Here is a 22,408-nt window from a genome sequence, read left to right as displayed (position 1 = left end):
ATGCCAACGGTCAACGAGCAGCTACAGGCGGCCGCGATCAGCCATGCGGTCGACCTGCAGCACCTGAGCAACGCCGAGGCGCACAAGATCATCAAGCTGCTCAACAGTGTCGATTCTGACCTGCGGGCTCAGCTGATCGCCGCCGTCGAGCGCCTGGGGGCTGAGTCGTACACCGCCAAGCACATGAACACCGTGCTGGCCTCGGTCATGGCGCTGAACAAAGAAATCTACTCGGTCATCTTCGAGGCCATGGCCGCGTCCGTGGTCGAGATCGGCAAGTATGAAGTCGCCTATCAGGGTGCCTTGTTCACCAAGGTGATTCCCGAGCAGGTGCTAGTGCAGGTCGACCTGGCCACGGTCAACGCCAGGCAGGTGCGCGAGATCGCCCTTGCCCGGCCATTCCAGGGGCGCTTGCTCAAGGAATGGACCAGCGACCTGGAGGCCAGCAGAGCCGCCAAGATCCGCGACGGCATTCGTATCGGCATGGTCGAGGGGCAAGCCACCGACCAGATCGTGCGCCGCGTGATGGGCGTCAAGGCCGAGGGATACAAGGACGGCCTTCTGGAGCGCAGCCGGCAGGACATAGAGTCGATGACCCGCACGGCCATCAGCCACATCGCCCAGGGCGCCCGCGACAAGTTCTACAAGGAAAACGCCGACATTGTCGGCGAGGTGCGCTGGCTGAGCACCCTCGACAGCCGGACTTCGGCGCCGTGCCGACTGCGCGACCGCCTCGTCTATGAGAATGACGACGGCCACGCCCCGGTCGGTCATCAGGTGCCATGGGGTTTGGGCCCTGGCCGCATCCATTGGAATTGCCGTAGCACATCGGTGCCGATCATCAAGGAATACGAAGCGCTGCGCCTGGCCAAGGGCCTCCCCGAAAGCACCCGAGCCAGCATGGACGGCCAGGTCCCGCAATCCATCAGCTACGGCGAGTGGCTGAAGGGGCAGAGCGCTGCCCGGCAGGACGAAGTTCTTGGCCCGACCCGCGGCAAGCTGTTCCGCGATGGCGGCATGAGCATCGATTCGTTCTACAACGACAAGTCGAAGTACCTGACGCTTGAGCAATTGCGCGAGCGTGACGCCGCTGCCTTCAGTCGCGCCGGCCTGTAATCACCAAATCATCAGCCTCGGCAATCGCCGGGGCTTTTTTCTGCCTGTCTGTTCGGATGAGCGGGGCGCACCGGGCCGGATGGCCTGCAAGGAGAAGCAATGAAGATCAAGACAGTTGAAGTGGATGGCAAGCAGTACGCTGAGATCCAGGATGGTAAGCCGGTCTACATCGAGGACGACGGCAAAGAAGTCGCTTTCGACGCGGTAGGCACGCGCAACACCATCACCCGCCTGAACGCTGAGGCCAAGAGCCACCGCGAGCGCGCCGAGAATGCCGAGAAGATCGCCAAGGCGTTCGAAGGCATCGACGACGCTGGTGCAGCACGCAAGGCGCTGGAAACCGTCGCCAATCTCGACGCCAAGAGACTCGTGGATGCGGGTGAGATCGAGAAGGTGAAGGGCGAAATCAGCAAGGCCTTCCAAACCCAGCTGGACGAAGCCAACGGCAAGGCAACGACCTTTGAGCAGCAGCTGTACGCCGAGATGATCGGCGGCAACTTCGCCCGCTCCAAGTTCATCGCTGACAAGCTGGCGGTGCCGGCAGACATGGTGCAAGCCACGTTCGGCCGCAACCTGAAGATCGAAGAGGGCAAGGTCGTCGCCTATGACGCCCAGGGCCAGAAGATCTTCAGCCGCTCCCGCCCGGGCGAGCTGGCCGGCTTCGATGAAGCGCTTGAGACCCTTGTTTCTCAGTACCCCCACCGCGACCACATCCTGAAAAGCTCCGACGCCAATGGCGGCGGCGCTCAGAACGGTGGTGGCGGCAATTCCGGCGCCAAGGGCAACTTTGGCGGCAGCAAAGCAGATCGCGTCGCGGCCATCAAAGCGATGACCGCGAACACCTAATCTAGGAGCGCCTATGTCTCTGTCCAACATGAAGGTATTCAACGAATACCTCAAGAAAACCACCATCGAAACCCTGGCGCAGGACGTTGAGAAGTTCAACGCCGCCTCCGCTGGCTCCATCCGCCTGACCACTCAAGGCATCGACGGCGACTTCCTGCAAGAGTCGTTCTGGGCTGGCCTGCATAGCGCTCAGCGCCGTGTTGACCGCTATGCCGCCAACGGCGCGCAGGCTGCAACACCGCTGACCCAGAAGCAGTACGACTCGGTGAAGATCGCCGGCGGCTTCGGCCCGATCCTGTGGGAGCCGTCGCAGCTGTCCTGGGTGCAGAAGAACCCGGAAGAAGCGCTGGAAGTGATCAGCCGCAACCTGTCCGAGGCCATCATGGCGGACCAGCTGAACACTGCCATCGCCGCCCTGGTCGCCGCTATCGGCAACCAGCCATCCGCCACCAACGATGTTTCCGCCACTGCTGGGGTGAACTACGTCGCCATCAACAACGCTCACGCGCTGTTCGGTGATGCGTCGCAGCGTCTCATTGCGCAGGTAATGACCGGCGCCATGTACCACAAGCTGATCGGCCAGAACCTGGTCAACGCCGAGAAGCTGTTCACCTTCAGCGGTGTGCAGGTGGTCGACATCCTGGGCAAGGCCGTGATTATCACTGACGCCGCGGCGCTGTATGAGGCCGGCACCCCGAACAAGCAGAAGGTGCTGAGCCTGGCTGACGGCGCTGCAATGGTGATGGATGGTTCCGACCTGATCACCAACATCGAGACCTCCAACGGCAAGGAGCGCATCGAGACCACCATGCAGGCCGACTACACCTTCGGCATGAGCCTCAAGGGTTACACCTGGGACACCGCCAACGGCGGCAAGTCGCCAACCAGCGCCGAGCTGGCCACGGGCACCAACTGGGATCTGGTCGCGAACAGCATCAAGGCCTCGGCTGGCGTTATGACCATCGGTGACGCCACCAAATAACCGGTAGCGCGCCCTCCGGGGCGCATTCCCAAGGAGATCGCCATGAGCGAGAAAGTCGTTTACGAGAAACACCCGGTCACTGCTGAGCGCAAGGCTGAGCTGCGCCAGAAGGGCTACAAGATCATCGACGCCAAGTTCGCGCCGGATGACTACGAGCACCCTGAGCCGATCAAGGCTCGCGGCGATAAACCGTCCAAGGGCCTGAAGGTCGACGAGATCAAGGCAAAGCTGATCGAGAAAGGCATCCAATTCGACGTAGGGGCTGAACGGCCTGCGCTCGCTGAGTTGCTCGACAAGTCCGCCCAGGAATAACCCATGACCGACTTCATCACTGTTGCCGACGTGGACGCACTGCTGGGGTCGGGCTGGGCCGGGGCCGGTGATCCGGTCCTTTCTGTGATGCAGGCCAATGCCTGGCTGACCAGCAAGATTAAGCGCCCGGTGCCCGATCCGGTGCCGGCCGAGATCAAACAGGCCGGTGCTCAAGTGGCAAAGGTCGCCTCGACTGGCGATCTGTACAAGGCAAGCGAGCGCGAAACGGTGAGCGAGACGGTATCGGCTGGCTCAGGCGTATCCGTGAGCGAAACCTACGTGCAAGGCTCAACCGCGCTGTCTGCTGGCGAGAACTTCGCCCTGGCGCTGCTCTATCCGTGGATGACCAGCACAAACGCCATCCCGATGGTGAGGGGCTGATATGGGACTGCGCGACAAGATCCAAGCCAAGCTCGGCAAGGCCTTCGACGGCAAGCTGGCGGACGCGGTCAATGCCTTCTCCGGCTCCTACATGGGCGAAGGTGAGTGGGACCCGGTAACCGAAACCAGCACCGCCCAGCCCGTGACCTACGCCGGGCGAGGGGTCCTGGCCGGCTACGACAGCAGGCGCATCGACAACGTGAACATCAAGGTTGGCGACGTGAAACTGATCGCCCTGGCCAATGAAGTGACCGGCGCCCCCATGGTCGGCCACCAGATCGCCGCACCGGACCTGGTGACGGGCGAGCAGGTGACCTACCGCGTCGAGAGCGTCCAGGCCGATCCGGCGCAGGCGCATATCGAAGTCCAGCTGAGGAAATCCTAATGCCCGGATGGAGCATCCCGCCGACGGCGTTTATCGATCAGATCGAGAGCGACCTAGTTAAGCAGGCGCGCATCATCGCCATGGCTCTGCTGGGCGAGGTGATCCAGCGTTCACCGGTTGATACCGGGCGTTTTCGTGGCAACCACACGGTGAGCATCGGTGCGCCCGTGCTGACCGACAGCCCGAACCTAGACAAGAGCGGCGGAGCCACCCAGGCAGCCGGACAGACAGTGCTGCAAGGGCTGAAGCCGTACACGGTGATCTACTTGCAGAACAACCTGCCCTATGCCGAAAGGCTTGAAAACGGCCACTCCAAGCAGGCGCCCAATGGCGTCTATGGCCTGGCCTTCACCAGCGTAGCGGCGGCCTTCACATGACCTACGAGCAGATCAGGCTGGGCATCGTCAGCCGCATGAGGACCTTCACCGGCATCGCGCAAGACCGGGTCTTCTACCCGAACGCCCAGGTCCCAGCGCAGAACCTCGACACCTCGGGCGCCTTCAAGCCGCCGGCGACCGGCCTGTGGTGCCGGCTGAGCATCGGCCACGCCACCGCCTTTATGGCCGGCATGGCCGATCAGCCGTACACCCGCAAGCCCGGGATCATCACCGTGCAGTGCTTCGCCCGCGCACAGACCGGCATCAGCGGCCTGAACCAGTTGGCAGACGCCTTGGAAGCGCACTTCGCCTACTGGAGCAGCGGCGAGCTGGAGTGCATCGAAACCAGCCAGGTCGACGCCGGCGAGTTCGAAGGCTTCTACCAGATCAACGTGAACACCCGGTTCCGCGCCGGCTGACCATGAGCCACCCCATCTGCCCGCCGAGTGCGGGCTTTTTTATGCCTGCAAACAGGAGACGCACATGAGTAGCGGCGCCCGGCAAACATCGTACTTGATCCCGGAAGTCACTCCGGGCGTAACACCCCTCACTGGCGCGTGGGACACCCTGCGCCTGACCAGCAACACCCTGTCGCCGACCGTCAGCACTCAGGTCAGCGACGAGATCACCGAATCGCGCATCAGTCAGGGCTCGGTGGCCACTGGCGTCGAGATCGCTGGCGACCTGGTGGGCGAGCTGTCCTATGGCAGCTTCGACAAGCTGCTGGAAGCGGCCTTCTACGGAACTTGGGCTGCCAACGTGCTGACCGTAGGCGACACCCGGCGCACCTTCACCATTGCCAAGAACTTCGCGGATGTCGGCGTGTACACCCTGTTCAAGGGCATGCACGTCTCTACCTTCGCGCTGGATGTTCCGTCCGATGGCAAGGTGACAGCCACTTTCACCATGGCCGGTTTGGACTACGCCGATGGCGACACCAACACCGTCGCCACCGTCAACCCGCCGACCACCACCCCGTTCATGTCGAACATCAACGTCGGCACCCTGACAGTCGATGGTCAGTCGCTGGAAGGCGTGGCCTGCGTCTCAGCACTTACCGTCAACCTCGACAACGGCCTGCAAGCGCAGCGCTGCATCGGCACCGACAAACTCGGTCCCGGTGCGCAGATTGCCACCGAAGCCGCCGTCACCGGCAGCATCACCCTGGCCTGGTCGCAGCGCGCCTGGCAGATCTGGAAGAACAGCTTCACCCGGGGCACCGTCGCGGTGGCCTTCCCGATCACCGACAGCGAAGGAAACCGCTACACCCTGGACTTCCCGTCGCTGGAAGTGGATGGAGAGCTGCCGAGTGGTGGCAAGCGTGACCTGATCGAAGTCACCCTGAACTACACCGTGTCCAAGGTAGCTCCGACTATCACCCGCGCGCCTTATGTGGCGCCGACCAGTGTGGCTGTGGCTCCACCTACCGCAACCATCGCCGTGGCAGGCACCCAGCAGCTCACCGCCACCGTGTCGCCGGCTGGCGCCCCGCAGGAGGTTATCTGGACCAGCTCTGCGCCAAGCAAGGCGACGGTCAGCAGCACCGGCCTGGTCACCGGCGTGGCCTCTGGCTCGGCAACCATCACCGCGACCAGCAAATGGGACGGTACCAAGCTCGGCACCTCGACCATCACCGTGTCGTAACACCGCATCAGTCTTTTGGCCGCATCGGCTCAACGCCAACCGGTGCGGTCCTTTGTTTTGGCGTGGCGTAAGGAATTCAAGCATGGCATTGCGACTGACCAAGAACGAGCAGAACACCTCGGAAACCAAGTGGGTCGATTACGACGCCGACACCAAGGTGCGCCTGGCGCGCATCGACAACCCGCAGTACGCGGTCGCCCTGGAGCGCGAGCGGCGCAAGCTGCGCAACGCAGATGCCCAGTTTTCCGCCGGCGTGGTGGGTATCGTTCCTGGTGAGACCACCGAGCACCAGACCCAGTGCAAGCTACTGAGCCAGTTCATCGTCAAGGACTGGTCTGGCGTTCAGGACGAGGACGGCAACCCGCTGGCCTACAGTCCACAGGCCGGCGAACAGATGCTCGATACCCACCTGGATTTCTTCCTGTTCGTGCTGCGCGAAGCCTCCGCATCGACCCTGGAGGCGCAAGAAGCCATGGCGGAGACGGTGGGAAAGTAGTCGCCCGGTTCGAGTGGGAAAAGGAGTGGGGCGGCGGGGGCGAAAAGCGCCAGGTAATTTACCAGCGCCTGGGCATGGCCGTGCCGGATGAGCCGGAAAACGATCCTGTCACTGCCTACCTGCTAAGCACGTTCCGCAACATCACTCGCGGCCGGCGATTCCTGACCACGATGGCCGGAGCATTCCCGCTACCCTTGTCAGCTCGCGAAATCTCCGACTGGCTGGAGGCGCACCCTCCGGCAATGCCGCGCAGCGAGATAGACGAGGTGGTCTATACCCTCGATGCGCTGTGCCTGGCAGAGAAAGATGACTAAGGAGAGGCCCAGGTGATGCTAAAGTGACGGCCTCATTCAGGGAGAAACCTATGCGTATTGGGATCGCGATTGCCGCGGCAGTATTTATCAGTGGCTGCGCAGCCACATATCAAGCGCCAACCATTCAAAGCGTCAACGCAGTCAGCAACACGACGGCCAGCAAAGAGCAGGTCCTGATGGCTGCCAAGCGCGCCCTGGTTGCTGATGGATACCAGATCACGAGCTTCGACGATGCGGCCGGCGTAATCTCGACAGCTCCAAAGCAAGTCAAGCTGACCCCTCGGGACGCAGACTGCGGCAAGACCCTTGGGCTTGACTACCTGCTCGACAACAGAACCTCAACCAAGGTGACCATGGGCGTAATTGCCTATCAGGGCCGTTACGTGGTTAGGGCATCCATTGCCGGGGACTACCGCCCGGGCGAGGTGTCGCAGAACATGGATCTGACGTGCGTATCTCGCGGCAACCTGGAGGCGCTGCTCATGGAGCAGATCACTGCCGGCATCTAATCGAATCAGATACACAAGACCCGCTCCGGCGGGTTTTTTATTGCCCGGAGAAACGCAATGAACCAGACCTCGCGCCTGTCCATCGAGATCGATAGCCGCAACGCTGAGCAGAAGGCGGTCGACGTCCAAAAGGCGCTGGAGGCGCTGGAAGATGCAGGGCTGAGCATCAAGCCGGCGATGGAAAAGGCTGGCGCTGGCATGGAGTCGATGGGCAAGAGTGCAGACGGTGCGGCCAAGTCTGTATCAGCTGGAGCATCAGGCATCGAGTCGTCGTCTAAAAAGACCACGGCCGCCATCAAGGAGCAGGTGTCGGCCTCAGATGCTGCCACAAAGTCGTTCCGCGACCTGTACGGCGGCACCTCGGCGCTTGAGGCGGGCATGTTCTCGCTCGGCAACTCGATTAAGAACGGCTCTTTCATCAGCTCGCTGAAGGCAACCAAGGAGGCCGAGGCCTGGCTTGAGTCGCTGAACGCCACGACGAAGGAGTCGGGCAAGGTCTTTCTGGAGACGGGGCAGAAATTCACTCACCTGTCTAACGGCATGAAGGGCCTGGGCGCCTGGAATGGCACCGGCTCTCCGGTGTTCGAGTCGATCAGTCGGCGGAGCAAGCAGGTCTCGACTGGCCTATCCGGCGTAACCACTGATCTAAACAAGACTGGGATGTCGGCCAAGCAGACGGCGGCAGCCCTGCGCGGCGTTCCCGCCCAATTCACCGACATCGCCGTGTCGCTCCAGGGCGGGCAGGCGCCGCTTACCGTCTTCCTACAGCAGGGCGGTCAGCTGAAAGATATGTTCGGCGGCGCTGTCCCGGCAGCCAAGGCGCTGGGCGGATACGTCCTCGGGCTGGTTAATCCGTTCACCGTCGCAGCCGCGGCAGCTGGCACGCTCGGCCTTGCTTACTATCAAGGCTCCAAAGAGGCTGACGCCTACCGACAAGCCCTGATTTTGACTGGCAATGCGGCGGGCACCAGCGCAGGCGCCCTTGGCTCCATGGCTGAGAACGTCAGTCGGTCTGTAGGAACTATCGGCGCAGCATCGGTGGTGCTGGCTCAGCTGGCCGGCTCGTCAAAAATACCCGCGTCCTCTTTCGAGATGATCGCGACAGCGGCGCTCAAGATGGAAGATGCCACCGGAAAGGCCGCCAGCAAAACCGTGGCGGACTTCGAGAAGCTGGCGAAAGACCCGGTGAAGGCCTCGGCAGAGCTAAATGATCAGCTCGGCTACCTGACTGCATCCACTTACGCGCAAATTGAGGCGCTGGCGAAGCAGGGCGATCAGCAGGGCGCTGGAAACCTTGCCGAGAAAGCTTATGCCGAGGCTGTCAGTTCGCGGGCCGACACCATCAAAAGCAAGCTCGGGCTTGTTGAGTCGGCATGGGATGGCGTGAAGTCAGCAGCTAAGGGCGCGTGGGATGCGGTCCTGGACATTGGTCGGGAAGACACCTTCGAGCAGAAGCTGGTCAAGCTTGAGGATCGACTGAATAGAGTTCGCAATGCCAAGACGCCTACAATCTTCGACGACAACCCGAATCTTGGTGAGCTTGGAGCTGGCGAGAGCGGGGCGCAGTCGGCAATCACCGATCTGTATGTCCAAAAGGCTGAAGATGATCGCCGGGCCGCAGCCAAGGCAGAGTTGCTTCGACTGGATAAGGAATCCATTGCAAACCAAGGGAAGCTTAGCGAGGCGCTGAAAAATTCGGCGTCGAACGCTGAAAAGCTGAAAGCGCGTTACGCTGAGATCGATGAGCAGGTCAAGTCGGCCAGTCGTCGCGGCCAGTCGTACTCGGATGATCAAATCAAGCAGCTGAAGGACGCGGCAGCAAAGCAATACGCCGATCCCCAGGCCGCCAAGCCGAAGGCGTACACCGAAGACGCCGGAACCAAGATGCTGGATGCGGCTCGGCAAACCAATGCCGTGCTGACCCAACAGTTGGCATCGGTTAACGGTCAGGGAATTGCCGTCCAGCGTATCGGCGCCCAGGCGCAGGCCTTGGTCAAGTGGGAGCAGCAGCTCGCCGACATCAAGAGCAAGCAAACCCTGACTGCCGATCAGAAATCGCTGCTGGCCAATCAGGACTTGATCACCGCTCAGCTCAAGCGCAACGCCGCACTGGAGCGAGAAGCCGAGATTCAGAAGGGCATCAAGCAGGCCAATGAGGATCAGGTCAAGCTGCTGACCATGACCGGTCAGCTGCGCGAAGCCAATCAGCTCAAGTCCAGCCTGGAAGACGCCGCGCAACTGGCGGAGTACGAACGCCAAGGCAATGTCGAGGCAGCCAAGCGCCTGGAAACGCTGATCAAGATTCGCGACATCAACCTCAAGGCCGCCCAGAAACCTGGCACGGTGGAAGGCGTCAGTAAGGCGCCAACCACAACCGGGATTGATGCTTCTGTCGGCGGCGCCTACAGCGAGATAGACCGGCTTAATGATCAGCAGGCCGCTCTTGATGCGTGGCGAGCTACTGAGCTTGAGAAGCAAAGAGCCTACCTGGACCTGAAGGCCATCAACGAAGAGACCTACGCGGAGCGTGTCGAGAACATCGACAGGCAGGCGCAGGCCGGGCGCGAGCAGATCGAGAAAGCGAAAAACGCCGCAATCATGAGTGCAAGCGCTGACTTCTTCGGGAATATGGCCGTACTGAGTCGTTCTGGCAACAGTCGTCTTGGAGCTATCGGCAAGGCTGCGGCTATCGCCCAGACGACAATCAGCACCTACAAGTCGGCAACCGACTCCTATGCCGCGCTTGCTGCGATCCCGATCGTCGGACCGGCTCTTGGTTTTGCGGCTGCAGCCGCTGCTATCACAGCCGGTCTTGCCAACGTAGCAGCAATCAACGGTGTCGGCTTCTCCACTGGCGGCTACACCGGCCCGGGCGGCGTCAATGACCCGGCCGGCATCGTCCACAAAGGCGAAGTGGTCTGGTCTCAGGCTGATATCCGGCGCTTCGGCGGCGTGGCTGCGGTTGAGGGGCTGCGCACAGGAAACGTCACGCCGATCACTTCGGCGCGCATGGCCGGCGGATCCCAGGGACAGGCCGGAGCCGCCAGTGCGACTGGGATCCAGCAGAACATCAACATCCACAACTACACCAACAGCCAGGTCGAAACCCGACAGCGCTCGAACGGAGACATCGACGTCATCGTCAAGGCCGCCGTTGAAGAGGTTGCCGGCCAGTTCGCTTCTGGATATGGCCACGTGGTGGACGCTTATGAGGGCGCATATGGCGCTCGCCGTTCTGGAGGTTAGAGAGGTAGGCGATGAGTACAAGCGAAACCCAGGCGGACGAGACCCCGCAGTCGGCCTCCGAACCAGATGCAACGGCGCCACTCGATGAGAAAGAGCAGCTCCTGCAAAGGCGGCTCGCCCGCATCGAGGAAGCGCTGGGCCTCAGCCCTCTCACCTAAAACGAACCTCAGCTGAGGAATGGCAATGATTCAATACCCGGCAGAATTGCCACTTCCTCTGCAGGAGGGGTATGGCCTGAGCACGGTTGATCCGATGCGGGCTACGCCGATGGTTACCGGGCGGTCGCGGTACCGGAAAGTAACCAGTAATCCGCCGACCTCCGCTCAGTTCACATTCAACTTCAGCCAGGAAGAAGCCGCCCTCTTCGAGGGGTGGCATACCTGGGCTCTGAGCCTCGGCGTCGAGTGGTTCGAGATGCCACTTCAGACCCCGCTGGGTATGCAGGTGCACCTGGTGCACTTCAAAGGCATGTACACCGGCGGCGAGCTGGCTCAGATCAAGCGCTGGAGGTTCTCTGCTCGCTTGGAGTTCAAGAAGCGCCCGGTCTACTCCGAGGATCAGTATCTCGGCGCCTACCTGGGCATGCCGCTCGACCAGTTCAACGGCGGCCTTCAATCCGTCCTTGAGAAGTGGAACACGGAGTACTTCGGATGAGCCTGATCGAAGAGTGCTACGCCTCTGGGCGCGGGGAGCTGGTCGACACGATCGAGGCGAGGAAGGAGGGCGGCACGGTCTCCCACTGCTGCTGCTCTGGCTGGGAGGACCGGGTGTGCACCACCGAGGACGGCCGCACGCTCACCTTCATCGCGATGGCGATGGACCTGGCCCTGCCCAAGAACGACAACAGCGCGTTCCAGAACCTGGTACTGGGCCTGGACAACGTGACTGGCGAGGTGCAGGAGGTCGTAGAGGAAGCCAAGGCGGCGGACGAGCGCTTCATCATCACCTTCCGGCGCTACCTGGCCGAGGATCTGTCTTTTCCGCAGGAGCGGTACCGCATGACGCTGCTCAGCCGGGAGTATGACGGTGATGTCGCCAAGCTCACCGCCGGCTTCTTCGACCTGCTCAACACCAACGGTCTGCGCACCGTGCTGACCACCACCTTGGCACCTGGCCTCAAGTACCTCTAACCATGATCGAAAAATTCATGCGCGCCCCGTATCGCGAGGGTGCAAGGGGGCCTATTGCCTTCGATTGCTGGGGGATGTGCCGGGCGATCCGCCACGACCTGTTCGGCCTGCCATGGCTCCCGTCCTTGGGAGCGGTTGGAAAGGACAAGATCCGCGAAAACACCAAGGCCTACCGCAGCCTCCGCGAGGCAATGGAGGAGTGCACTCCAGAGCCTGGAGCCATTGCCGCGGTGCTGCGCGGAACTGCGCTCCTGCATGTCGGCACGGTCCTCCTGAGCGAGGGCCGGCTAAAGGTCCTGGACACAAACCCCGGCGGCGCCTGCCTCCGAACAACTGGCGAGTTCGAAGCCGCTCATCCGAAGGTGGTGTACTACCGTGATCGAATTTTTCCCGAATAAGCTGAGCGACACGGCGCCGCTCGGCACCTGGAAGACCGACCGCCGCATGTCGATCGAGGAATGGCTGAAGTCGCTGGCTCCGTCCTACGAGCGCCGGGAAAGCCCGCCAATCAGCATTGTCCTCAATGATGAGGTGATCGAGCAGCACCTGTGGCACAAGGTGAAGTTCAAGCCGGCCGACCTGCTGCAGATCTACCGCGAGCCGAAGGGTACCGACCCTTTCTCCATCACCTTCGCGCTGTTCAAGGGCGTCAAGGCGGTGGCGAAGGCGATGATGCCGAAGATGCCCGGCATGCCGTCCAGCGCCGGCTCTCAGCAGGGCGACCCTTTGACCGAGGCCAGTGCCAAGGGCAACAAGGTCAAGCTGGGCGAGCCTGTGCGCCAGATCGCCGGCCACCAACGGGTCTATCCGTCGTACCTGACCCAGCCCCGCCGGGCGCATGTCGCGCCGCGTGACCAGCGCGTGGAAATGCTGCTCTACATCGGCGAGGGGCAATACGACGTGCCGCTGGCTAAGGTCAAGGTGGGCGAAACCCCGCTCATTTCCCTGGGCGCCGACGCGACGTTCACGATTTACCCGCCAGGCGCTGACTTGTCAGGCGATCCGGCCCACATCAACTGGTTCAACGTGCCCGAGGTCGGGGCGAGCTCCAGCGGCTCGGCAGGCCTTGAGCTGACCATGGCCACCGACCTCACCGGGTCGGCCACGGCTTCGGCGTATCAGTTCGTTGGCGATACGATCAGCGTGCCGGCCGGCTCCGGCCAGTTCCCTGCTGACTGGTCGAACGGGATCATCGTTCGCGTGCTCGCGCCGTACACCTACACGGTGATCGACGGCGGCGCCGGGCGGGACATCATCCGTGGCCCGCTGGAAATGCTGAACCCAACGGCGGGCATGCTCATAGAGGTGGTCGGGGCGAACGCAGGCCTGTATGTGGTGCACAGCTACACGCCATACAGCCCTGGCGTGCCGGCCAACCCCGGCACCGCGTCGACGCTTACCGGTTCGGCCGCGCCCAGCCGGTACGACTTCAACGTCACGCCGCTGAGCTTTAGCCTGGTACGTGGCGCGTCCACCTACCCAGTGACCCTGAACACGGCCACAACCGACCTCGCCGGCCTGGTGTCTGAGCTGAATACCCTGCTCAGCGGTACGCCATTCCAGGCGCAGCAGAGCAGCGGTCTGTTGCGCTTCATTGAGCTGACCCCATTTTCCGGCCAGGCCATCACGGCGACCGGCGCATCCACCATCCTGGGATCGTCGCCTGTTGGGGCAACCGGCACGGCAGCGACCAGCGCCATTCCCGAGCAGCCAGCGGAAATGACGCTGGACTACGACGGTGGATCGCCTGTGGTGGGCCTGGCGCTTGGCCAGGGCCTTGCCACCATCGGCCCGCGCGGACTGCGGTACCGGATCACGGCCTTCAGCACGAGCCTGCTCGAGGTTGAGCGCCTGACCTCGTCCGGAGCTACGGACGCTGATTGGCCTGGCTTCAATGTCATGCAGTCCGTGAACGGCTTGGTGACGCTGGACGCTTCGAACCTGCAGGGCGGCTACCGTGGCCCGTTCGCCTGCTGCCCGGACAACGAGAAGGTCACCGAGCTGGAATGGACCATCACCTATGCGAACGGCCTCTGCGGCATAGGGCGGGAAGGGCAAATTTACCCGATCCCAACCTATTACGCCTTCGAGTACCGTGACATGGATGTGGCCGGCGCCTGGACGGTGGTTGAGGTCATGAACTACGGCGGCTCTCTGGACGCGCAGGGCTTCACTGAGCGGGTTGCTTTGCCGTACCCGATGCGTGCCGAGGCAAGGGCCCGCAAGCTGTACAAGGATCGTGCTGGCCGGATCAACAGCGAGGCCAGAGACGATGCCACCTGGACGGACCTGCGCGGGCGGATGCAGAACTCGCCTACCAGCTACCCGGGCCTGACAGTTATGACCTGCAACATCCGTGGCGGTGACCGACTGTCTGCTCAGTCGGAGAGCGATATCAGCGCCGAGGCAACCCGCATCCTGCCGCTGATGGAGGGCGGTACCGGGCCGAGCCGCGACATCGTGCCTTGGTGCATCTACCAGCTGAAGCAGCGCGGTTACACCGATGATGACCTGGATCTGCCTGAGTGGCAGGCCTTCCATAACACCTGTGTGGCCCGCGGCGACACCTACGACGAAACGCTGGAATCGACGATCACGGTCAAGGACATGATCAACAACGCGCTGGCCTGCGGGTTCGGCGAGCTGGTGACCTTCCGGGGCCTGCTGCGCCCGGTTCGAGACAGTGCCCGTGCCGCGTTCGACGTGACCTACGGCCCGAAGACGCAGACCTACTCGCCGCAGAACATGACCAAGATGCTGAAGATCAGCGGCGCCATGCCGTCGATCAACGACTTCGACGGCGTGGATGTGGAGTACTTTTCCCGCGAGACATGGGCCTGGGAGACGATCGAGTGCCGGTGGCCGGGCGATCTTGGCACCAAGGTCGAGAAGATCAAGATGCCCGGGTTCAGCGACGAGACCAGGGCCTGGCGATTCGGTATGCGCCGGCGTGGCCACCAGAAGTTCCGGACCGACATCTACACCTGGGAAACCGAGATGGACGGAAGCAACAGCGGCTACCTGAGCTTCGCGGCCGTTGCGGATGACGCGCCCAAACGGTGCCAGAGCGCGATTCTGCTGGCCTTCGAGGTTACTGGGTCGGGAACTCTGCTGACTTCTTCCGAGCCGCTCGACTTCAGCGCCGGCGGTGAACACCGGATCGGCGTGCGCAAGCTGGACGGCACTCTGTCCGGGCCGTGGACTGCCACTCAGGTGGATCAGTACACGGTGCGGGTCGATGCACTCGACTTCACCCCAGAGGTGGATGGCTCGCTGGAGCCGCCGCACATCCTGTTCGGGCCTGCGTCGCGATGGGCCTATCCGGTGCTGATCACCAGTTCCGACCCAGCCAACGGCAACACGGCGATGAAGGGCATGCCCTACGACGCCCGCGTTTACACCTACGACGACCAGTTCCCGCCGGCATGACGCCGAAGCAGTTACCAAGCCCGCCTAGTGCGGGCTTTTTATTGAGGAAGATTTGATGAGCGGCCAACAGACCATTCAGGAGCTGGACCGGATTGTCGGGACGACGAACGAGCTACTGCTGTCCCCAGAAGTGAAGATGATGGAAGTGTCGCCTGGAGTATGGAGGCCGACCAACGCTATGGTAATGGCCAACCTGGCAACTCTGCTGGGCGGCGCGATGCCCTATACCTCCGTCGCGCTTGGCTTGGAAGGCACTGTAGACGGCACGAACTTCAGCGTGTTGTCTAGCGCCCAGGACGAGTACGTCAATGCCTACCGTAATTCCGGTGGAGAGGCAGTATTTCTTGATACCTACCCCAATAAGACCGCTATAGATCAGGTCACTGATCTCATGCAGGGCCAATCACCCTTGCTCGTAGCTTCTGAAGAGGCCGCGCTGGCTCTGGCTGATGAGGAGGGCGGAGAGTTCCTGGTTATTACTCCACAGCGAACCCGCACACCGTCTGTTGATGCAATTACACATGCTATCGAGTCGGGCATTTACGATACTGAGGGTGGTGCGGTCATTCACGCGGGTGAGGATTATCTGTCTTTGGGGCCTCTGTCTATTGGCACAACCTCACTCCCAGGATTCTATGTTGTCGATTCAGAAGACAATATTCTCAAGGACCTCTCGGATCCAGGCGAGGCACCTGTATCTCAATCAACGCCCGGCTCACCGCTTGCTGATGGCGCTTACTTTTCACCTAAACTAGTGACCTCTGCTGGCGTTCCAGTGCATATCAACGTGCCTAGCTTGATATCGAACCGGGATCTCGCAAGCGGAGTAGTAGCTTCAATATGGAGCACTACCACACCAGCTTCGATGACATCGAGCTCGGATCTTATTGTTCAGTGCTCGGACTATGGATCATCTGCAAGGCTGAAACTGCGAGACCCATTGAACGGCGTCTATCAACATCTTCTTGACTTGCAGATGGTTGACCTGCCAGTGGCATCTGATGTAGGCATTTCACCGAAAGTGCTTCTGATTGGTGACAGCATCAGCAATCGCCAAGGCGCTCAGATAATGAAGGCTGCCATTCAAAAAAATGGGCGGGACTCAAACTGGATAGGCACCATTGGAGGTTCTGGTGTAGAAAATCAGGCCTACAACGAAACGGGGCCGCTCGGCGAGGCAAGAGAGGCGTATGAAACAGCCAACTTCACGTACGCAACAATAACTGAGATCACTATCCCTGTTCCTGTAGGTAGTGAGTCTGAGTATCTGGCCCTCTCGAAGATCGAGCGTCGGAACCGGAACCCATTCATTCGACCTGCAACCTCCAACGATGATCCGTCAATCGTGCGAAATGGGTATGTCTTGGACTTCGCGTTTTACCAATCGAGATTCAACCTGCAGACGCCCGACGTGATTGTTTATGGTCTCGGCATGAACGATTTTGGCAAGTTGTCCGGAGTCAGTGCGATCCAGAGTTACGTTAACGACAACGAAGGTTTGATGTTTTTGCGCATGAGAGCCGCATGGCCAAGTGCAAAGATCATTCGCTTTCTTCCTGGATTACCATACCACACAGCAAGAAATTCCGACTGGACGAATAAGTACATCCCACTCATTCGGGCGGTGATGGCTCTGCATAAGGGCATTGGCAATCCCAACACAATAGTCGTTCCTTCTTGGGCTTTTTCCGATCCTGAGGTCGGGTATCAGACGACCGCAGGGACAATTGACCAAGTAACTGGTTTTTCCGTAGTTCAGATTTCCGACGCCACACATCCCGGTCAAGCTAACCGGCAGAGACTTTTTAGCAGTATCGCTCCTTACATCACTGCCTCCTACCTAGGATTAATTTAAGGAATTTGTATGGGTATCAAACTTGTTTCTCCAGGTGCCTTGGCACCCTGGTACACCAAGGTTATTCCACCTGTCTCGCGCGGACTCGAAGGTTGGTTCTGTTTCGACACTGCCATTGAGAGGGTCGGGTTCAATCGAGCCTTAGGAAAATCAAATGCCAAGGTGACTGGCGCGCCTGTCGTTTTCAGCACTCATGCTCGTTTCAAAGGTGGGTCAAACTACCTTGAGACAGCAATCGCAGAAACTCCGGATCTCACAATTATTGTCGTTGGCAAGGCGTCCGGTCCACTTGGTGGTACCGGAACCTCTACGGCTGTGCCTTATGTTGGTAACTACGGAGGTTCGTCTAATGGGCTATCGGGCGGCGTAGAGCTCTACCACATCACTGATTCGACACTAACCGGGCAAGCTAATCGCCTAAATTCTGCTGGCGATGGCTCGACGAGTGCGTCTGCGCAAATAGCAGACGTGGCCGCTAATTGGGGAATTCGATGCTTAAGGACAAGTGTCGCTGGGGGGACGCAGGCCTGGAATTTAACTACTAACGTAAAAGGCAACCAGCCGCTGGCTACGAGCAGATTACTTGCGTCCGTACCACTGAGAATCGGAGGGACATATGCCACTACCTTCACAGGTGAGTCGGACATTAGTCATGTTGCAATTTTTTCTGTTTATTTAAATGATGAAGAAGTAGCGCTTGTCGCTGCTTCCATGAGGAAGCGAATGTCAAGATTGGGCGTTAGCGTATAGTTTGGTAATGGGCGCCAGCTTAGGCGCCCGCTTTAATTGAACAATGACTTCAGTTTTTGGTGGCGCTTATCCGTTTTCTTTTAAAGTGGCTTGAACTTTCTTGTCTACAATCCTGTTAACGGCTTCGATCTGTGCCTTGGTGAAAATGTCTAGCATGTCGAAATGATCTTCAATGTCCGTAAAAGGGGATTCTTTGCGAGGGCTGTCGGCGGACAATTTTTCAAACGTCTTAGGTATCCTCGCGATCACTTCAGCCCAATCATCGCTGGAGCCAGACCAGTCAATACCATGGCGATGACGCATTTCGACATTCCAGATACGAGGGTCTAGCTTGTTCTCGTCAACTTTGAAAAAATGGGCTGTAGGACAGGTAACGAATAGAATGCGAAAAGCAAGGTCTGGAAACTGTTTCTCTATGCTTGCAGCTACAGCGTTAAGTTCATCCGCGGCCACCTCAGCGTGATCTTTTGAATATGGCCATGCAACGAGCGGTTCCGCATGTCCGCCAAAACGGACAAAGGTTACGCATTGATCAGTTGATCTAATGCGAGCAGACATGGACTTATGCTTGTGCGTTAGCTTGCTCTTTGCGTCATCACGAACTTCGTCAGTCCAAAATGACTCATTATTTTCGTCTCTTTTGAATTCGTGGTGATACAGAATTCCGTACGTATCGCATGTCAAAGAGTTGGAAGGCTTGCTCAGAGTCAAACCTTCGCAAAAATTATCTCCATCGGTGTCAATAATGCGAGGAACTGACTTCAGAGAGGAAACGGTCCAGTCAAATGCGCTAGAGACAAAGCTTTCTTTTGCATGATTTTTGAGCTGTTGAGCCACTTGGCACCATGCTCCCAGACTTACATATAGCATCCTGTTTTCCTTGCAAGTGACTAATTGAGATCGACATCTTAAGGCGGTCATAGCTGCCCGCATTTTGCCTCATAGGCCGTTCCGATTGCCAGCCTTTGGGATGGCTTACCTGGTTGCTGCGTGAAAAACGATAGCCCCCACACATTTCTGCCTGCCATGTGGCCTTTTTTGGAGAAAATTTATGATTCCTTCCCGAGGAATTCGCAACAATAACCCTGGAAACATTGAATTTAACCCACGTAATCGCTGGCAGGGCCAGCTGGGATTGGAGGTAGATGCCGCCAAACCGCGCTTCGCTCGCTTCGACCAAGCCGAAAACGGAATCCGCGCATTGGGTAAGCTGCTGCTCAACTACAGAGGAAAGGACGGTATGCCCGGCGTTGGTCGTCCCGGCATTGATACGCCACTGGAGTTTATAAGCCGCTGGGCACCGTCCAACGAGAACGACACCCAGTCCTACGCCCAAGCCATCGCCAAACGGCTCGGCGTGGGCATACGTGACTGCATCGACATTACCAAGCAGAAAGTCCTGCGCGAGGCAGTTGTGGGCATCATCGTCCATGAGAACGGAAGCAATCCGTACGACGCTAAAGTGATAGACGAGGGTGTCCGGCGGGCCCTTTCGTCATGAGCCCCCTGGCAGTTGCTTCGGTAGGAACGGTACTGCTGGCGAGCCATTGGTTGGCATACGAACACGGTCGATCATTGGAGCTAGCTCAAGCGGTTAAGTTGTCAGCTTTGCGAGATAGTGGCGATCGTTTGGCCGAACTGATCAGCGAGCGGTCAGCCCGCCGTGAGGAACAAAGACGCGCTGCGGCGCAGGAAGAGTCAAGAGCTCATGCAAAGGAAGAACAAAGATCTGCTCATGCTGGCGCTGCTGGGGCCAATTCTGCTGGTCAGCGGTTGCGCGACGAAGCGAGAAAGCTCGCCTCCGACGTCAGTTGCCCCGGCGCGGATAGCGCCGCTCTCGCCCGAGGCCAGGCAGCCACCCGCGCCGCCATGGTGCTCTCCGAACTGCTCAACAGGTCTGTTGATACGAATCGAGAGCTGGCGGCAGCATATGACCAAGCCCGAATAGCCGGATATCATTGTGAGGGTGAGTATGGCGCGCTGACGCCACCAAGCTGATCGTGGTTGTCAGATGTGTTAGATTGCGCGCCTTACTAAACATGGAGAGGCTGTAATGGTTAGCATAGTGGAAGTAGTTTTGGAGCTTCGCGCTGATGGATTCACCAACAGCGACGAAATTACCGCTGGTCGTGTGCTGAAGAACATTGATACTGGTACGTTCACATGCCAGGTCGAGGCAACAATCACAGGAGTAACGCGACCCAAAGGGCCGTATAGCACCCAGGAAGAAGCTCGTAAAGCATTGATTGAGTTCTGGGCCGCTTGCGACACAGCTCTTGGCAAAGGTGCCCTTTGGACTCCATTGGAATTTGTCTGACCTCTGGAAAATTCGATGGTAAGGCGTAGCGAAGTCGCGCTGGCGGCAACAGTCGAATCTATGCCGATCCATCAAATTTTCAACCACGGCGTCGACCCTGTCCAGCAGCGCCAGGCAGGGACCTCTGCCGCCGTGGTGCTCGGGGGATTGCTTGAAGAGGCGAACCGAGTGGTGGGCTGCCTCGCAGGAGCGCTTGAACGAATTCGGATAGTGGGCGCTGCCTGCGAAGCTGTATAGAGCATGTTTCAAGGGGGAGCTAAGACCTTCCGAGGTCTATAACCCGATTGTTGCCAAATAATTAACTTGGCACATGGTCAGGCATATTTTTTGGCGAATTCGCCCGAGGCTATTTGTGATTTTATAATGGCCACAAAGTCATCTTTGGTTTTTCCGGATGTTGAAAAGATGAGCGATCTTGGGGCCCCTTTTTCAATAAGGCTGACGGCCTTGAAGTTAAAGGTGTGATTTTTCATATAGAAGGTAGTGCTATAAAGCACGCTTTGGTCTAGCCACCAGGTTTTGGGGCTAGAAGGGTCGAAAATCTCCATCATAAGTTTGGAGAGGGTTTTTGCGTATTCGATGCCGCGATTGGTGTTGTTTATGTATAGATACCCGCCACTTATCGAGTTCCATGGGTATTTTCTGAACGCATTCTGATCATAATTAGCGTCCACGCCGACGTCGTTTTGGCCTACAAACGATTTTACTAACTTAAGGTCGCCGATGACTGCTGAGTCAATATCGCAAATAACTATCGGCGAGTTGTAGTGTTGTATTATTCTGTGGGCGTTGATGAAGCGACTAAGAGCATAATATGTGGTGTTGTTATGGTCAGGCTTTCGTTCGAAGGAATACTGTATATCAATTTTCTTGTTTGTTCGAATTAAGTCCAGGTTAGCGCCTCGCTGTTTTGCTATGCTTTCTGCTTGGCCTATTACATGGAAGTGCACAGTAACTTCACTATTGGTTTCCTTTATGGTCGAAAGGAAACATTCAGAAAAACGATTGAAATATTCGGGGTCGCAGCTGACAAATGCAACTAATTCGGACGTTTTTTTCGGTGCGAGCTCAATTTCCGGTAGCGTCTTTATATCTGGCGCCGAAATCATTGCATTAAGGGTGCGGAATGACTTCGTCGAATAGCAGCCGTACGCAGACTTAAAGAAGAAAGGCTTATTAAGGTTTTCTCGATCTGCTTTAGTTGAGGCTTTTTCGAATATCGCTAGGGCTTCGGTTGTTTTATGGCGATAGAAGTTAACTGCGCCTAGATACAGAAGGTTCCATGGTTGCTCACCGTTTTTTTCTATATCCATATCGCATATCTTGTTCAGCTCATTAATTGTCTTGTCTCGAAAATTCTTGTCTGGGGATTTTCTAGCGATCGAAAAAAATAGGTCGCCTAGTGTTTCAAAGCTTTTGCAGTATTCCTCTGGGTCGTCCTTGTAATCTATGTGGAGAACCCTCTTTAGAGATCGGATGGCTTCCTCTTCATTGCCAAGTTTTAGTTGGCAAATTCCAAGGTGGTACAGCGCTGACATCCACTCGACATGGGTTTTAGTGCAGCTCAGGAAGTATGGCAAAGCCTCTTTGTGGTTTCCAGCCCGAATTAGAGACATTGCATATTGGTACTGGGCTGTTGTCCAGCTTGGGTCAAAGTCTAATATCGTTTTTGTAGCTTCCAATGCTTCGGCTTTTCGGTTGGCTCGTTTAATTTGAACAAAGTATTCACTAGCATCCAGATTCCTTTTCCGAGCTGAAATAATTTGTTCAATTTGAATGTCAAACACCTTCTGTTCTCCTTTTGTGCATATTTTCGTATGCTTAATCCATTCGTAGTTGCGCTGAGGCTGCATTGAAGTCTAGGCGGCGCCTATCATACCTTTGTTCATTGGTCGAGAGTAAGCTCCCTTATCACCGAATTGGATCAGGCTCGTTGGGTTCAGCCTAGTTCCATGCCGGCGAGCATTCTGCTAAGCGGGAAAGCAGCGACTGCCTTGCCGAAGTGTTCAGCGTACGGGCAGCGCGCGAAAAAGAACACCGGAGCGCAGCTGCGCATCAAGAGGCGAGGGAAATAGGGCATGAAGAAAGAAAAATTGGTGCTGCTGACGTCGGTGCTGCTGGCCAGCGGCTGCGCAGTGACGCCCCCCAGGTTACCGACGCCGTCAGTTGTCCCGGCACGGATACCGCGGCTGTCGCCATAGGCGCGACAGCCACCCGCGCGGCGGCAATGGTGCTCTCCGACCTGATCAGTCGGTCTGTGCAACGAATCGAGACATAGCGAAAGCTTATGACCAAGCCAGGATTGCCGGCCAGCAGTGC

The 22,408-nt window shown here is 58.5% G+C and carries 25 protein-coding genes and 1 pseudogene; 24 read left to right on the top strand and 2 right to left on the bottom strand.

The window, feature by feature from the left end; all coding sequences use genetic code 11:
• The 19 genes from ACIP1G_RS10940 (at nucleotide 1) to ACIP1G_RS10850 (ending at nucleotide 17,772) form a co-directional block, all read left to right on the top strand.
• Entirely contained in the window at nucleotides 1-1,116 is a 1,116-nt protein-coding gene (locus ACIP1G_RS10940) for a hypothetical protein (protein ID WP_400736500.1), read from the top strand.
• 99 nt (nucleotides 1,117-1,215) lie between these two features.
• Complete coding sequence (locus ACIP1G_RS10935) at nucleotides 1,216-1,962, top strand: DUF6651 domain-containing protein (RefSeq protein WP_400736497.1); 747 nt, start codon at nucleotides 1,216-1,218, stop codon at nucleotides 1,960-1,962.
• A 13-nt stretch (nucleotides 1,963-1,975) separates the two neighbouring features.
• A complete protein-coding gene (locus ACIP1G_RS10930; protein ID WP_400736495.1) occupies nucleotides 1,976-2,944 on the top strand; it encodes a major capsid protein in 969 nt (322 codons plus the stop codon).
• 42 nt (nucleotides 2,945-2,986) lie between these two features.
• On the top strand, nucleotides 2,987-3,256 hold the full coding sequence (locus ACIP1G_RS10925; protein WP_400736492.1) for a hypothetical protein: 270 nt from the start codon (nucleotides 2,987-2,989) through the stop codon (nucleotides 3,254-3,256).
• A 3-nt stretch (nucleotides 3,257-3,259) separates the two neighbouring features.
• Nucleotides 3,260-3,637, top strand: a complete 378-nt coding sequence (locus ACIP1G_RS10920; protein ID WP_400736489.1) for a hypothetical protein — start codon at nucleotides 3,260-3,262, stop codon at nucleotides 3,635-3,637.
• Between the two features lies 1 nt (nucleotide 3,638).
• Nucleotides 3,639-4,022 carry a glutamate 5-kinase gene (locus ACIP1G_RS10915; RefSeq protein WP_400736486.1) on the top strand — a complete coding sequence of 128 codons (384 nt, stop codon included), beginning with the start codon at nucleotides 3,639-3,641 and terminating at the stop codon, nucleotides 4,020-4,022.
• Nucleotides 4,022-4,399 carry an HK97 gp10 family phage protein gene (locus tag ACIP1G_RS10910; RefSeq protein ID WP_400736484.1) on the top strand — a complete coding sequence of 126 codons (378 nt, stop codon included), beginning with the start codon at nucleotides 4,022-4,024 and terminating at the stop codon, nucleotides 4,397-4,399. The genes ACIP1G_RS10915 and ACIP1G_RS10910 overlap by 1 nt, the downstream gene beginning before the upstream one ends.
• On the top strand, nucleotides 4,396-4,818 hold the full coding sequence (locus ACIP1G_RS10905; RefSeq protein WP_400736481.1) for a hypothetical protein: 423 nt from the start codon (nucleotides 4,396-4,398) through the stop codon (nucleotides 4,816-4,818). The genes ACIP1G_RS10910 and ACIP1G_RS10905 overlap by 4 nt, the downstream gene beginning before the upstream one ends.
• Nucleotides 4,819-4,882: 64 nt before the next feature.
• Nucleotides 4,883-6,043, top strand: coding sequence for a phage tail tube protein (locus tag ACIP1G_RS10900; RefSeq protein ID WP_400736478.1), 1,161 nt, complete (start codon nucleotides 4,883-4,885; stop codon nucleotides 6,041-6,043).
• Between the two features lie 82 nt (nucleotides 6,044-6,125).
• The gene (locus ACIP1G_RS10895) at nucleotides 6,126-6,539 is read left to right on the top strand and encodes a hypothetical protein (protein WP_400736476.1); all 414 of its coding nucleotides are present in this window, start codon (nucleotides 6,126-6,128) and stop codon (nucleotides 6,537-6,539) included.
• 74 nt (nucleotides 6,540-6,613) lie between these two features.
• Nucleotides 6,614-6,853 carry a hypothetical protein gene (locus tag ACIP1G_RS10890; RefSeq protein WP_400736474.1) on the top strand — a complete coding sequence of 80 codons (240 nt, stop codon included), beginning with the start codon at nucleotides 6,614-6,616 and terminating at the stop codon, nucleotides 6,851-6,853.
• A 50-nt stretch (nucleotides 6,854-6,903) separates the two neighbouring features.
• Nucleotides 6,904-7,362 carry a hypothetical protein gene (locus ACIP1G_RS10885; protein WP_400736472.1) on the top strand — a complete coding sequence of 153 codons (459 nt, stop codon included), beginning with the start codon at nucleotides 6,904-6,906 and terminating at the stop codon, nucleotides 7,360-7,362.
• A 57-nt stretch (nucleotides 7,363-7,419) separates the two neighbouring features.
• Nucleotides 7,420-10,608 (top strand): phage tail length tape measure family protein, encoded by a 3,189-nt coding sequence (locus tag ACIP1G_RS10880; RefSeq protein ID WP_400736471.1) that lies wholly within the window; start codon nucleotides 7,420-7,422, stop codon nucleotides 10,606-10,608.
• 183 nt (nucleotides 10,609-10,791) lie between these two features.
• Entirely contained in the window at nucleotides 10,792-11,262 is a 471-nt protein-coding gene (locus ACIP1G_RS10875) for a transposase (RefSeq protein WP_400736469.1), read from the top strand.
• Nucleotides 11,259-11,738, top strand: coding sequence for a DUF1833 family protein (locus ACIP1G_RS10870; RefSeq protein ID WP_400736468.1), 480 nt, complete (start codon nucleotides 11,259-11,261; stop codon nucleotides 11,736-11,738). Before ACIP1G_RS10875 ends, ACIP1G_RS10870 begins: the two co-directional genes overlap by 4 nt.
• 2 nt (nucleotides 11,739-11,740) lie before the next feature.
• On the top strand, nucleotides 11,741-12,136 hold the full coding sequence (locus ACIP1G_RS10865) for a hypothetical protein (RefSeq protein WP_400736466.1): 396 nt from the start codon (nucleotides 11,741-11,743) through the stop codon (nucleotides 12,134-12,136).
• Nucleotides 12,114-15,167: a host specificity factor TipJ family phage tail protein gene (locus tag ACIP1G_RS10860; protein ID WP_400736464.1), complete on the top strand. Its 3,054-nt coding sequence runs from the start codon at nucleotides 12,114-12,116 to the stop codon at nucleotides 15,165-15,167. Before ACIP1G_RS10865 ends, ACIP1G_RS10860 begins: the two co-directional genes overlap by 23 nt.
• A 55-nt stretch (nucleotides 15,168-15,222) precedes the next feature.
• A complete protein-coding gene (locus ACIP1G_RS10855) occupies nucleotides 15,223-17,022 on the top strand; it encodes a hypothetical protein (RefSeq protein ID WP_400736462.1) in 1,800 nt (599 codons plus the stop codon).
• 9 nt (nucleotides 17,023-17,031) lie between these two features.
• The gene (locus tag ACIP1G_RS10850; protein ID WP_400736460.1) at nucleotides 17,032-17,772 is read left to right on the top strand and encodes a hypothetical protein; all 741 of its coding nucleotides are present in this window, start codon (nucleotides 17,032-17,034) and stop codon (nucleotides 17,770-17,772) included.
• A gap of 66 nt (nucleotides 17,773-17,838) precedes the next feature.
• Here ACIP1G_RS10850 and ACIP1G_RS10845 read toward each other — a convergent pair whose 3' ends face one another.
• The gene (locus ACIP1G_RS10845; protein ID WP_400736458.1) at nucleotides 17,839-18,642 is read right to left on the bottom strand and encodes a DUF1796 family putative cysteine peptidase; all 804 of its coding nucleotides are present in this window, start codon (nucleotides 18,640-18,642) and stop codon (nucleotides 17,839-17,841) included.
• A gap of 181 nt (nucleotides 18,643-18,823) precedes the next feature.
• On the opposite strand from ACIP1G_RS10845, the gene ACIP1G_RS10840 reads away from it, so the two are divergent.
• The 4 genes and pseudogenes from ACIP1G_RS10840 to ACIP1G_RS10825 all read left to right on the top strand — a co-directional run.
• Nucleotides 18,824-19,273 carry a structural protein P5 gene (locus tag ACIP1G_RS10840; protein WP_400736456.1) on the top strand — a complete coding sequence of 150 codons (450 nt, stop codon included), beginning with the start codon at nucleotides 18,824-18,826 and terminating at the stop codon, nucleotides 19,271-19,273.
• A complete protein-coding gene (locus tag ACIP1G_RS10835; RefSeq protein ID WP_400736454.1) occupies nucleotides 19,270-19,770 on the top strand; it encodes a DUF2514 domain-containing protein in 501 nt (166 codons plus the stop codon). The genes ACIP1G_RS10840 and ACIP1G_RS10835 overlap by 4 nt, the downstream gene beginning before the upstream one ends.
• Before the next feature lie 55 nt (nucleotides 19,771-19,825).
• Nucleotides 19,826-20,089 (top strand): hypothetical protein, encoded by a 264-nt coding sequence (locus ACIP1G_RS10830; protein ID WP_400736452.1) that lies wholly within the window; start codon nucleotides 19,826-19,828, stop codon nucleotides 20,087-20,089.
• Between the two features lie 102 nt (nucleotides 20,090-20,191).
• Nucleotides 20,192-20,326, top strand: a pseudogene (locus tag ACIP1G_RS10825) (DUF2514 domain-containing protein); the annotation flags it as partial.
• A 77-nt stretch (nucleotides 20,327-20,403) separates the two neighbouring features.
• Here the strand turns inward: ACIP1G_RS10825 and ACIP1G_RS10820 are convergent.
• Nucleotides 20,404-21,876 (bottom strand): tetratricopeptide repeat protein, encoded by a 1,473-nt coding sequence (locus ACIP1G_RS10820; protein ID WP_400736450.1) that lies wholly within the window; start codon nucleotides 21,874-21,876, stop codon nucleotides 20,404-20,406.
• A gap of 215 nt (nucleotides 21,877-22,091) precedes the next feature.
• Between ACIP1G_RS10820 and ACIP1G_RS10815 the strand changes: the two genes are divergently transcribed.
• Nucleotides 22,092-22,367, top strand: a complete 276-nt coding sequence (locus tag ACIP1G_RS10815) for a DUF2514 family protein (RefSeq protein WP_400736448.1) — start codon at nucleotides 22,092-22,094, stop codon at nucleotides 22,365-22,367.
• Nucleotides 22,368-22,408 lie beyond the last annotated feature (41 nt).

The organism is Pseudomonas sp. NPDC089392, from assembly GCF_044749595.1.
GTDB lineage: Bacteria > Pseudomonadota > Gammaproteobacteria > Pseudomonadales > Pseudomonadaceae > Aquipseudomonas.
Note: the sequence above shows the minus strand (reverse complement) of the source record. Positions and strands in the feature narration are given on the sequence as shown.